Raw genomic sequence first — 12,221 nt, forward strand, 5'->3', positions numbered from 1 at the left:
CTGACAAATGAGAGGCCCAACTCCGGTTGTGGCACGTCGGATTTGCGGGATTTCCGCGGTCTGCCGAGGGAGTGGGCGCCGCACCACCGTAGGCCCGCGGGCACCTTCAGCCAATCTGGTTATCCACAGGCCATGTGGACGACGCCCCAGATGCTGTGGAGAACTCCGCGAAACCTGTGCACGACTCGGTGGACAGCCCTGTGAACAAGCCCTCGCATCAGCTACAGAAGAAGGTCTGACCTGCACGTTTACCGTCCACCGGCTGTGCAGAAGAAAAACTTTCCCAACAGGATCAAGATCATCACGATGCGTGCGCGACGACACACACAACCGGGCTCGATGTAATAGTCACAGGCCGATTGCATCTCTTACCTGTGGAAGATTAGATTGGTGCTCATGACACAGGCTCCAGCGCCCTCCAAGGCCGACCGCCGACGCCACGACCGCGAGATCGTCGCACTCGCCGTTCCGGCCTTCGGCGCGCTTGTCGCCGAGCCTCTTTTCCTCATGTTCGACACCGCCATCGTCGGCCATCTCGGCACCGCACAACTCGCCGGTCTCGGCGTCGCCTCCGCCCTCCTCGTCACCGCCGTGAGCGTCTTCGTCTTTCTCGCCTACGCCACCACGGCGGCCGTCGCCCGGCGGGTCGGAGCCGGCGATCTCAGAGCGGCCATCCGCCAAGGCATGGACGGCATCTGGCTCGCCCTGCTGCTCGGTGCCGGCGTCGTCGGGGTCGTACTGCCCGCGGCGCCTGCCCTGGTCACCCTCTTCGGCTCGTCCGAGACAGCCGCTCCCTATGCCACGACCTATCTGCGGATCTCGGCACTGGGCATTCCGGCCATGCTCATCGTGCTCGCCGCGACGGGCGTCCTCCGTGGACTCCAGGACACTAAGACTCCGCTGTACGTCGCCGTCGGGGGTTTCGTCGTCAACGGCGCCCTCAACGCAGGCCTCGTCTACGGCGCCGACCTCGGCATAGCCGGTTCCGCCTGGGGTACGGTCATCGCTCAGTGCGGGATGGCCGCCGCATACCTCTGGGTCGTGGTCCGCGGAGCACGCAGACACGGCGCTTCACTGCGACCGGACACGGCCGGGATACGCGCTTCCGCTCAGGCGGGGGCGCCGCTGTTGATCCGTACGCTCTCCCTGCGCGCCATCCTGATGATCGCGACCGCGGTCGCCGCCCGACTCGGCGACGAGGACATCGCCGCCCACCAGATCATCCTGTCGCTCTGGAGCCTGCTGGCCTTCGCCCTGGACGCGATAGCCATCGCCGGGCAAGCCATCATCGGCCGGTATCTCGGAGCAGGCGACGCTCAGGGCGCCCGCGAAGCCTGCCGCCGCATGGTGCAGTGGGGGATCGCCACCGGTTCCGTCCTCGGGCTTGCGGTGATCGCGGCCCGCCCTCTGTTCATCCCGCTCTTCACAGGGGATCCTGCGGTCCGGGAAGCCGTGCTGCCCGCACTGATCGTGGTAGCGCTCGCCCAGCCGATCTCCGGGATCGTCTTCGTGCTCGACGGCGTCTTGATGGGTGCGGGGGACGGGCCCTATCTGGCCCGGGCCATGCTGGTGACCCTCGCGGTCTTCGCGCCTGCCGCTCTGCTCGTCCCGGCCTTCCATGGTGGCCTGACCGCCCTGTGGGGCGCGATGACACTGATGATGGCGACCCGCATGCTGACCCTGTGGCTCCGTTCCCGCTCCGGCCGCTGGATCGTCACCGGCGCCACCCGCTGAGCGAGCCGAACGCCGTTTCACGTGAAACGTCACCCGCTTCACGCTGTTCACGTGAAACAGCCACCGGGTAGGCAGCGGCGCCAGCAGGTGAGGGCAACAGTGCCTCTGCACGCATGTGGGGCCGCACCCCATCACAGGGTGCGGCCCCACACAGTGCTCTATCGCGCGCAGCGCTTAGGCCGCGACGACCTCGATGTTGACCTTGGCGGCAACCTCGGGGTGCAGACGCACGGACGTCTCGTGAGAGCCCAGCGTCTTGATCGGAGCGCCCAGCTCGATGCGGCGCTTGTCGACCTCGGGGCCACCGGAAGCCTTGATCGCGGAAGCGATGTCGGCCGGAGTGACGGAACCGAAGAGACGACCGGCGTCGCCGGAGCGGACAGCCAGACGGACCTTGACGGCCTCGAGCTGGCCCTTGACCTGGTTGGCCTGCTCGATGGTCTGGATCTCGTGGATCTTGCGAGCACGACGGATCTGCTCGACGTCCTTCTCGCCGCCCTTGGTCCAGCGGATAGCGAACTTCCGCGGGATCAGGTAGTTGCGAGCGTAGCCGTCCTTGACGTCGACGACGTCGCCGGCAGCGCCGAGGCCGGAGACCTCGTGGGTGAGGATGATCTTCATGTGTCTGTCACCCTTCCCTTAGCGCGCGGTGGACGTGTAGGGCAGCAGCGCCATCTCACGGCTGTTCTTGACGGCCGTGGCGACGTCACGCTGGTGCTGCGTGCAGTTGCCGGTCACGCGGCGGGCACGGATCTTGCCGCGGTCGGAAATGAACTTCCGCAGCATGTTCGTGTCCTTGTAGTCCACGTACGTGACCTTGTCCTTGCAGAAAGCGCAGACCTTCTTCTTCGGCTTGCGCACAGGCGGCTTCGCCATGGTGTTTCTCCTGTGTGATCAAGAAGTGTGGGGTGCGGCCCCCGCCCTCGACCGACAGACCGGTGATCCGGTCCGAGCGGTCCTAGAAGGGGGGCTCGTCCGAGTAGCCGCCACCGCCGCCGGAGCCTCCGCCCCAGCCGCCACCGCCGCCGCCCTGGTTGCCACCGGCGGGAGCGCTGGTCGCCCACGGGTCGTCAGCGGGAGCACCGCCGCCCTGCTGACCGCCGCCGGGGCCTCCGCCCCAGCCGCCGCCACCCTGGCCGCCGCCACCGCCGCCGTAGCCACCCTGGCCGCCTCGGCCCGCGGTCTTGGTGACCTTGGCCGTGGCATTGCGCAGGCTGGCGCCGACTTCCTCCACGTCCAGTTCGTAGACCGTGCGCTTGACGCCCTCACGGTCCTCGTAGGACCGCTGCTTCAGCCGGCCCTGCACGATGACGCGCATGCCTCGCTGGAGCGACTCGGCGACGTTCTCCGCCGCCTGACGCCAGACCGAGCAGGTCAGGAACAGGCTTTCGCCGTCCTTCCACTCGTTCGTCTGACGGTCGAAGGTGCGGGGGGTGGACGCGACACGGAACTTCGCGACCGCCGCACCAGAAGGGGTGAAGCGCAGCTCGGGGTCGTCGACAAGATTGCCGACGACCGTGATGACGGTCTCGCCTGCCATGGGGGAACCTCTCGGCGGGTTTGCTGCTTGGCTGCTAGTGCTGCTACTCGAAACCCGAGATCAGCTGAGCGGAAGGCTCAGTGGGTCTCGGGACGGAGGACCTTGGTCCGGAGGACCGACTCGTTCAGGTTCATCTGGCGGTCGAGCTCCTTGACGACCGCAGGCTCGGCCTGCAGGTCGATGACCGAGTAGATGCCCTCGGGCTTCTTCTTGATCTCGTACGCGAGACGACGACGGCCCCAGGTGTCGACCTTCTCGACCTTTCCGTTGCCCTCACGGACGACGGAGAGGAAGTTCTCGATCAGCGGGGAGACAGCACGCTCCTCGAGATCGGGGTCGAGGATGACCATCACCTCGTAGTGACGCATGTGGAACCCACCTCCTTTGGACTCAGCGGCCACGGTCGTTCCGTGGCAGGAGGGTTGTGATGCGTACGCAACGGTATCGGCCACCACTGACAATCGAGGTTCCCCGCTGGGGATCCTCTGTCATGGCCTGGGCAGACACCGGTGCAGACGGTACACACTACCCGCACACCCGCTTCCGGTTGAAATTCGGCGGTGGGGACCGTCAATCTGTACACATCGGGTGTGTATGGCGCTACGATGCGCCGCCTTCCGCAGGAGGTGCCCCATGGCACAGACATTGCGACCCAACATCGCCGGATCCCTGTTCGCGACCGACGACAAGCCCCACCCCGTGCAGGACACGCTGCTCGCCGTGACGCTCGTCCTCGGTGCGGTCTCCTTCATCACGGCGATGTTCCACCACCTTCATCTGATCAGTTCCTGGACGGGGCTGGTGGGAATCCTGACCGGCGCATACGGGCAGTTCATCTCGGAAACGACTCGTGAGCGCTTCGGCCTGATCGTGGGTCTCGGTGCCGCAGCCGTCGGCTTCTTCCTCGGCATGGCCCATGGAGGTCTGTTCGGCGGACTCATCGGCTGACTCTTCTCCGCGGCCCCAGGGTCGACGCGACGGGCGGTGCCTCGCACTGTCCGCCCTCCCACATCGGACCAAGCGGCCGAATACCACCGTCCGGCGCCCCGGCCGCGCATCGGCCGGGGCCCAGGTTCCATGCGGCCATTCGGCGTGCCCGCAGGGCGCAGTAGGCTTCGGCGCGAGAGCCGGAGCCCCTGTACCCATGGGGACACACCAGCCCGAGGAGCGCCCCGAATGAGCCTGACCCTGAGGACGATCAGCCGAGAGCAGCATCTGGCGTACATCCAGAGCCTGCCCTCGGCTAGCCACATGCAGGTCCCGGCCTGGGCCGACGTCAAGGCCGAGTGGCGCTCCGAGAACCTCGGGTGGTTCGACGACAAGACCGGTGAGATGGTCGGCGCCGGCCTGGTGCTGTACCGCCAGCTTCCCAAGATCAAGCGCTATCTCGCCTACCTGCCCGAGGGCCCGGTCATCAACTGGTTCGCGCCGAACCTCACCGACTGGCTGGAGCCGATGCTCGCGCATCTGAAGAACCAGGGCGCCTTCTCGGTGAAGATGGGCCCGCCGGTGATCATCCGGCGCTGGGAAGCCACCTCCATCAAGAAGGGCATCCAGGACCCGGATGTGAAGCGGCTGCGCGACATCGAGGCCGACTTCATCGAGCCCCGTGCCTTCGAGGTCGCCGACAAGCTGCGCCGCATGGGCTGGCAGCAGGGCGAGGACGGCGGGGCCGGCTTCGGTGACGTACAGCCCCGTTACGTCTACCAGGTGCCGCTGGCGAACCGGTCCCTCGAAGAGGTCCACAAGAACTTCAACCAGTTGTGGCGCCGCAACATCAAGAAGGCCGAGAAGGCCGGCGTCGAGGTCGTCCAGGGCGGCTACCACGACCTGGAGGAGTGGCAGCGGCTGTACGAGATCACCGCTGTCCGCGACCGCTTCCGGCCCCGCCCGCTGTCGTACTTCCAGCGCATGTGGACGGCCCTCAACACCGAGGACCCCAACCGCATGCGGCTCTACTTCGCCCGGCACAACGGCGTGAACCTGTCCGCCGCGACGATGCTGGTCGTCGGTGGGCACGTCTGGTACTCGTACGGCGCCTCGGACAACATCGGCCGTGAGGTCCGGCCCTCGAACGCGATGCAGTGGCGCATGCTGCGCGACGCCTACGCTCTCGGCGCGACCGTCTACGACCTGCGCGGCATCTCCGACTCGCTGGACGAGACGGACCACCTCTTCGGCCTGATCCAGTTCAAGGTGGGCACGGGCGGCCAGGCCGCCGAATACCTCGGTGAGTGGGACTTCCCGCTCAACAAGCTGCTCCACAAGGCTCTCGACATCTACATGTCGCGCCGCTGACTCCCCCGCTTTTGCTTCCATACCTCTGATACACCGCTGCCACGAGAAAGGTTCCGGGACCGGCCATGGCGCTCACGCTCTACGTCGACACCGCGCGCTGGCGGGCACACCACAAGCACGTTCAGGAGCAGTTCCCGGGACTCGTCCCCGTCTGCAAGGGCAACGGCTACGGCTTCGGGCACGAGAAGCTGGCGGAAGAAGCCACACGCCTCGGCGCGGACGTCCTCGCCGTCGGCACGACGTACGAGGCGGCCCGGATCAAGGACTGGTTCAGCGGTGACCTGCTGGTGCTGACGCCGTACCGACGGGCCGAGGAGCCCGTCCCCCTGCCCGACCGCGTGATCCGTTCCGTGTCATCGGTCGACGGCGTGTACGGCCTCGTGGGCGCCCGCGTGGTCATCGAGGTCATGTCCTCGATGAAGCGGCACGGTGTGAGCGAGCAGGAACTGCCCCAACTCCACGCGGCCATAGAGAACGTGCGCCTGGAGGGCTTCGCCATCCACCTGCCCCTGGACCGCACCGACGGCTCCGACGCCGTCGAGGAGGTCATCGGCTGGATGGACCGCCTGCGTGCGGCCCGTCTGCCGCTGCACACGATGTTCGTCAGCCACCTCAAGGCCGAGGACCTCGCCCGGCTGCAGCAGCAGTTCCCGCAGACTCGCTTCCGCGCCCGGATCGGCACCCGGCTGTGGCTGGGGGACCACGAGGCCACCGAGTACCGCGGAGCAGTCCTGGACGTCACGCGCGTCTCCAAGGGTGACCGCTTCGGGTACCGGCAGCAGAAGGCGGCCTCGGACGGCTTCCTGGTGGTCGTGGCGGGCGGCACGTCGCACGGGGTGGGGCTGGAGGCCCCCAAGGCCCTGCACGGCGTCATGCCGCGTGCCAAGGGCGTCGCCCGAGCCGGCCTCGCGACGGTCAACCGGAACCTTTCTCCGTTCGTCTGGGGTGGCAAGCAGCGTTGGTTCGCGGAGCCGCCGCACATGCAGGTGTCGATCCTTTTTGTGCCCGCGGATGCGCCCGAGCCGCAGGTCGGCGAGGAGTTGGTGGCCCATCTGCGGCACACCACCACTCAGTTCGACCGGATCGTCGACCGCTGAGCGACGCCCGTCCGGCCTCCACGCGGTGGCCGGGTGGGACCGCAAGCCCCATCCATGTGAAAGGCCGTGCACGGGATTCCCGTGGACGGCCTTTCGTGCGCCTCACCTGCCGTGTTCGCTCAGGGCGAACGGTCCATGGAGTCCTGGCTGCCCCACTCCACAAGGGGGCCGTCGAAGTGCGCCGCGTGCCGCGTGGGACGGGCGGCGGCACCGTACACGTGCACGTCTTCCGCGCCGTCCAGCACGCCGCCGGACGGGTCGTCGTCTCCGGCGCGGCGCACCATGTCCCGCTCCGGCATGAAGATGTCGCGTACCACGATGACGCACAAGTACAGCGTTCCCAGCAGATGGGCCATGATCGCCACGTGGTAGCCCTCGGGGGGCAGTCCCTTGTGGGCGTCTCCGCTCGTCGTGTACGCGAGGTACAACCAGATCCCCAGGTAGTACACGACCTCGCACGCCTGCCAGATGAGGAAGTCGCGCCACCGGGGCCGGGCCAGCGCGGCCAACGGCACCAGCCAGAGCACGTACTGCGGAGAGTAGACCTTGTTGGTGAGGGTGAAGGCCGCCACGATCAGGAAGGCCAGCTGGGCGAAGCGCGGACGCCGCGGCGCGGTCAGCGCCAGTGCGGTGATGCCGCCGCAGATGAGGAGCATGGCGATCATCGCGTACGCGTTCGCCGTCTCCGGAGTGATCTGGATGTTCATCCGTTGCGAGATGACAAGGAAGGCCGAGCCGAAGTCGACGCCTCGTTCCTGGCTGAAGCGGTAGAACTTCGCCCAACCGTCGGGCGCCAGGAGCATCACGGGAAGGTTCACCGCGAGCCAGGCGCCGACCGCGCCGAGGAGTGCGGTCCCGAACTCGCGCCACTTGCCCGCTCGCCAGCACAGGACGAAGAGCGGGCCGAGCAGCAGGAACGGGTAGAACTTGGCGGCTGTGGCGAGCCCGATGAGCACACCGAAGGCCAGGGGGCGCTGACGCGACCACATCAGCATCGCGGCCGCCAGCAGGGCCACGGCGAGAAGATCCCAGTTGATGGTGGCCGTCAGAGCGAACGCCGGCGCCAGGGCCACCAGAAGGCCGTCCCAGGGGCGCCGGCGGTGGATGCGCGCGGAGCACACGGCGATGACCGCCGCGCACGCCATCAGCATGCCCGCATTGACCATCCAGTACCACTGCTCTTGTTCCTGGATGGTGCCGCTGCCAGGAGTGAGCCACGCGGCGACCTCCATGAAGACACCGGTCAGCACCGGGTACTCGAGGTACTCCATGTCGCCGGGGATCTTGTCGAAGTACGGCACCAGCCCGTCGGCGAAGCCGCGCCCCTGATAAAGGTGAGGGATGTCCGAGTAGCAGGCGTGGGTGTACTGGGAGCTGGCCCCGAAGAACCAGGCGCCGTCGTAGCAGGGCAGCTTCTGCACCATGCCCAACGCGAACATGCCGATCGCGACGAGGGCAACGACGCGTACCGGGCTCCACCAGGACACCCCGAGCAGTGCACGTCGCCCGATGGGCCCACCGATCAGCTCACTGCCGGCCGCAGCGACCTCGTCCTCTTTGGTCGGCCGCACCGGCTCCGGCTCGTCCACGCTCATTCGCGTCGTCTCCGCACTGGGCATGCCGCACATCCTGCCGTACGTGCCCGGGACTACGCCGAGGAGCACCGCATCCAGCTGTCCGGGACGGCCTGTGTTTCACGTGAAACAGCCTCTTGACCACCCGCTCTCGCACCGCCGCACACGAGAAGGGCCGCCGCACCTCAGCGGTGCGGCGGCCCTTGTTTCACGTGAAACACCCTCTGCCGGGACGAAGAGCTATCCGGCGGGTCCTCCGAAGAGTCCCCCGTTCTGATTGCCTCTCGTGTCGTCGTCCGGTTCGCTCGGGGTTGGTGTCACCCCGCCGTCCGCGCCACCGGTGTCCGTCCCCCCTGTGTCCGTACCGCCGGTGTCCTGACAGGTCGGGTCGAACGGGTTCTTGCAGGGCTTGTCGCTGGGCGTCGGCGAAGGAACGACGGGCTCGCTCACGGAGGGCGACGGCGACGGCTCCGGGCTCTCCTCCGGACTCTCTTCCACCGAGGGAGTCGGCGTCGGGTCCGGGTCGTCGTTGACGATCACACCGATGGGCTGCGGCTCCGGGAACGCCTGCGGAGGCACGTTCTTGAGCGCGTCCTCCATGTAGTCGTGCCAGATCTCCGCCGGGAATGAGGCACCATGAATCGTCTTCTGGCCACCCGTGCCGTACATCTCCAAGAACGTGCGGTTCTTGTTGGATTCGTCGTCGTCCATGCGGTACATGCTGATCGCCGTCGACAGCTGCGGGGTGTACCCGACGAACCAGGCCGACTTGTTGCCGTCGGTGGTACCGGTCTTCCCGGCGACCTCGCGGCCGGCCAACTGGGCCGACGTACCGGTTCCCTTGTCGACGACGGTCTTGAGGACGTCGGTGACGTTGTCGGCGACGTCCGCGGTGAAGGCCTCCTTGGGGGAGGCGATGTCTTCGTGGTCGAACTTCGTCAGGCCCTCGTACTCGACCTTGCTGACGGAGAACGGGTCGTTCTGCTTGCCACTGGCGGCGAAGGTCGCGTACGAACCCGCCATGCGGATGGCGCTGGGGTCGGAGATACCGATCGAGAACGAGGGGAAACTCGTGCCGGTCAGGCTGTCCTTCTTGAGGCCCGCCTCGATGGCCGCTTCCTTCACCCGGTTGAGACCGACGTCCATGCCCAGCTGGACGAAGGCGGAGTTCGCCGAGACCCGCATCGCCTCACGCAGGTCGATCTGGTACTTCGGCGGGCTACCGTACGACTCGTCGCCGTCGTTGGCCTGGAGCCACTCCTTGCCCTCTTCGTTCGTCCAGACGGTGCCGTCGTAATCCCTGATCTTGAGGTTGTTCTTACCGCTGTAGAGGCTCTTCGGCGAGACGATGGTGCGTTCGTCCTGTGCCTGCTCCGGATCCAGCTCGGGGTTGCGCTTGCCCCAGGTCATGGCGGCCGCCAGGACGAAGGGTTTGAAGGTCGAACCGACCTGCGCGCCGGTCACGTCGGCGTTGTTGGTGAAGTGCTTGGTGGCGTCCTCACCGCCGTAGATCGCCTCGATGGCACCCGACTTCGGATTCACCGACGCCCCGCCGAACTGCACATGCGTGTCCGTATCCGGCCGCAGCTTGGGCTTGATGTTCTCCTTGCGCACCTTGTTCACAGCTGCCTCGAGTTCCTTGACCTTGTTCTTGTCGAAGGTCGTGTGGATCTCGTAGCCGCCCTGCTCGAGCTGCTTCGGTGTGATGTCGGTGTTGTTGAGGATGTAGCCCTTGGCCGTGTCGACGAGGTAGCCGATCTGCCCGCCCAGCTGGGCGTTGGACCTGGGCCGCTCGATCTCGGGGAAGTCCTTGTACTTGGCCCGCGTACCCGGCGAGAGGCGCTTGTCCTTGACCATCTCGTCGAGGATCCATTGCCAGCGGTCCGTGGCCCGCTTGGTGTTCGCCTCGGGCGTGGCTGCTGGGTCGATCGACGTCGCTCCGGCCGGGTCGTAGTACGTCGCGCCCTTGAGGATGGCGGCGAGGAAGGCGCACTGACTCGGGTTGAGCTTCTCGGCATCCTCGCCGAAGTACGTGCGCGCGGCTGCCTGAAGGCCGTAGGCGCCACGACCGAAGTAGGCCGTGTTCAGGTAGCCGCGCATGATGTCTTCCTTCTCGACGGAGGCGCCCACCTTCACCGAGATGAAGAGTTCCTTCACCTTCCGGGAGAGGGTCTGCGACTGGTCGTCGAGCATGGCGTTCTTGACATACTGCTGGGTGATGGTGGATCCACCCTGCGTCTGACCGCCCTTGGCCATGTTGACGACGGCGCGGGCGATGCCCATGGGGTCGACGCCGCTGTCCGTCTCGAACGTCTTGTTCTCGGCCGACATGACCGCGTAGCGCATCGCCTTGGGGATCTTCTCGTAGGCGATGATCTGGCGGTTGACCTCACCACCCGTCGCGACCATCTGCGTGCCGTCGGACCAGTAGTAGACGTTGTTCTGCGCCGTCGCGGCCTCGGCAGGGTTGGGCACCGCGACGACGGCGTACCCGATACCGGCGGCCGCCACGAGGCAACCGAAGAACCCGATGAAGAGCGCCGTCACCTGACGCCAGGACGGCACCCACCGCATGGCCCCGTACTTGCCGGCGCGTGGATAGTCGATGAAGCGCTTCTTGCCGGGAGGAGCGGGCCGTCCCCGGCCCCGTCCCGGTCCGCGTCCCGCGGGCTCGGCCGCTCTCCGGCGGCTGCCACCGGTGCCGGTACTTCTCTGCGCCGCCCGTCGGGCCGCTGCACGTCCCTCGTAGGGGGAGTCATCACCTCCCGCCCCATAGGTCTCGGAAATCGACCCAGTGGTGCCCCGCGGTTCAGCGCGGCGGCCGGAGGGCGCCGATTGGCCGCGTCTGGCCGCGGCACGTCCGCCTCCCTGCGGCTGCGGCGGTTTGCGACGGTGCTCGCTCATCGAACGACTACTCCTCGGGCAGGCGCACCCGTGCGCGCCTGGAAACGGCGGCTGGTTTCCGGTCCCCCCGAAGTACGGATGCGGTCGTGTTGGCATTCATCCGTACCGCACCCAGGACCACGACGTGCTCTGACGTCACTCGCTTCCCGGTGGTGTGCATGCCGCACAGACTACGCACCGCCAAAACCCACTGAGCACCGAACTTCACCCCAAATCCGGCAACTTGCTTCGTACCAATCAGTGATGTGACCCCGTTCACCGTGCCCCCACTTGTCGCATACGTAGGGGCGTTCTATCGTCGTGATGTATCGAGTCGATACATCAGCTCGGCATAGTGGGTGTCGGGACGGCCAGTGGGAGAGGGGAGGCGACGATGAGCCGGCGCTCCGGGATCCTCGAGTTCGCCGTACTCGGCCTGCTGCGCGAAGCCCCCATGCACGGCTATGAGCTGCGCAAACGACTCAACACCTCACTGGGCGTGTTCCGCGCCTTCAGCTACGGGACGCTCTACCCCTGCCTCAAGACGCTGGTCGCGAGCGGCTGGTTGATCGAGGAGTCGGGGGGCGCCCAGGACGACGCTCCCGCCGCCCTCACGGGCCGTCGCGCCAAGATCGTCTACAGGTTGACGGCGGAAGGCAAGGAGCACTTCGAGGAACTGCTCTCGCAGACGGGTCCAGACGCGTACGAGGACGAGCACTTCGCCGCTCGCTTCGCGTTCTTCGGGCAGACCTCCCGCGATGTGCGCATGCGCGTCCTGGAGGGCCGTCGCAGCCGTTTGGAGGAACGGCTGGAGAAGATGCGTGCCTCCTTGGCACGCACGCGCGAGCGCCTCGACGACTACACGCTCGAGCTCCAGCGCCACGGGATGGAGTCCGTGGAGCGCGAGGTGCGCTGGCTGAACGAGCTCATCGAAAGCGAGCGGGCGGGCCGTGATCTGAAGGGTCCCGCCCATGGAGAACCCGCTCGCGACACCACAGAGGGAGCGCCGGGCGCCCTGCCCCGGCCCGGGGACACCCCCGGGCCGGATGCGCCCGGCGACACCGCCACGTGAGGTCCCTGCCAGGACCCCACTCG

Annotated in this window: 11 protein-coding genes; 5 read left to right on the top strand and 6 right to left on the bottom strand. The window is 67.0% G+C overall.

The genetic code is table 11. The features are described from left to right. Positions 1–387 precede the first annotated feature (387 nt). Positions 388–1,734 (top strand): MATE family efflux transporter, encoded by a 1,347-nt coding sequence (locus ACZ4Z3_RS21405; protein ID WP_468502485.1) that lies wholly within the window; start codon positions 388–390, stop codon positions 1,732–1,734. 174 nt (positions 1,735–1,908) lie between these two features. Here ACZ4Z3_RS21405 and rplI read toward each other — a convergent pair whose 3' ends face one another. From rplI to rpsF, 4 genes are all read right to left on the bottom strand, one after another. Beyond that, positions 1,909–2,355: a 50S ribosomal protein L9 gene (gene rplI, locus ACZ4Z3_RS21410; RefSeq protein WP_468502486.1), complete on the bottom strand. Its 447-nt coding sequence runs from the start codon at positions 2,353–2,355 to the stop codon at positions 1,909–1,911. An 18-nt stretch (positions 2,356–2,373) separates the two neighbouring features. Then, the gene (gene rpsR, locus ACZ4Z3_RS21415; RefSeq protein WP_003949403.1) at positions 2,374–2,610 is read right to left on the bottom strand and encodes a 30S ribosomal protein S18; all 237 of its coding nucleotides are present in this window, start codon (positions 2,608–2,610) and stop codon (positions 2,374–2,376) included. A gap of 82 nt (positions 2,611–2,692) precedes the next feature. After that, positions 2,693–3,274 (bottom strand): single-stranded DNA-binding protein, encoded by a 582-nt coding sequence (locus ACZ4Z3_RS21420; RefSeq protein ID WP_159769965.1) that lies wholly within the window; start codon positions 3,272–3,274, stop codon positions 2,693–2,695. A gap of 77 nt (positions 3,275–3,351) precedes the next feature. Then, a complete protein-coding gene (rpsF, locus tag ACZ4Z3_RS21425; RefSeq protein ID WP_004950685.1) occupies positions 3,352–3,642 on the bottom strand; it encodes a 30S ribosomal protein S6 in 291 nt (96 codons plus the stop codon). Between the two features lie 265 nt (positions 3,643–3,907). Here rpsF and ACZ4Z3_RS21430 point away from each other — a divergent pair, with 265 nt between their 5' ends. The 3 genes from ACZ4Z3_RS21430 to ACZ4Z3_RS21440 all read left to right on the top strand — a co-directional run bounded on the left by ACZ4Z3_RS21430 (position 3,908) and on the right by ACZ4Z3_RS21440 (position 6,669). Beyond that, positions 3,908–4,222, top strand: a complete 315-nt coding sequence (locus ACZ4Z3_RS21430; protein WP_468502487.1) for a hypothetical protein — start codon at positions 3,908–3,910, stop codon at positions 4,220–4,222. 228 nt (positions 4,223–4,450) lie between these two features. After that, entirely contained in the window at positions 4,451–5,572 is a 1,122-nt protein-coding gene (femX, locus tag ACZ4Z3_RS21435; protein ID WP_055714666.1) for a peptidoglycan bridge formation glycyltransferase FemX, read from the top strand. A gap of 65 nt (positions 5,573–5,637) precedes the next feature. Beyond that, the gene (locus ACZ4Z3_RS21440) at positions 5,638–6,669 is read left to right on the top strand and encodes an alanine racemase (protein ID WP_468502488.1); all 1,032 of its coding nucleotides are present in this window, start codon (positions 5,638–5,640) and stop codon (positions 6,667–6,669) included. Positions 6,670–6,788: 119 nt separating this feature from the next. Here ACZ4Z3_RS21440 and ACZ4Z3_RS21445 read toward each other — a convergent pair whose 3' ends face one another. Together ACZ4Z3_RS21445 and ACZ4Z3_RS21450 are read right to left on the bottom strand one after the other, a co-directional pair. Next, positions 6,789–8,288, bottom strand: a complete 1,500-nt coding sequence (locus ACZ4Z3_RS21445) for a glycosyltransferase family 87 protein (protein WP_468502489.1) — start codon at positions 8,286–8,288, stop codon at positions 6,789–6,791. Positions 8,289–8,483: 195 nt separating this feature from the next. After that, on the bottom strand, positions 8,484–11,147 hold the full coding sequence (locus ACZ4Z3_RS21450) for a transglycosylase domain-containing protein (RefSeq protein ID WP_468502490.1): 2,664 nt from the start codon (positions 11,145–11,147) through the stop codon (positions 8,484–8,486). Positions 11,148–11,520: 373 nt separating this feature from the next. On the opposite strand from ACZ4Z3_RS21450, the gene ACZ4Z3_RS21455 reads away from it, so the two are divergent. After that, positions 11,521–12,198 (top strand): PadR family transcriptional regulator, encoded by a 678-nt coding sequence (locus tag ACZ4Z3_RS21455; protein WP_055537159.1) that lies wholly within the window; start codon positions 11,521–11,523, stop codon positions 12,196–12,198. Positions 12,199–12,221: the final 23 nt, after the last annotated feature.

Source organism: Streptomyces sp. NPDC030296, assembly GCF_055572815.1.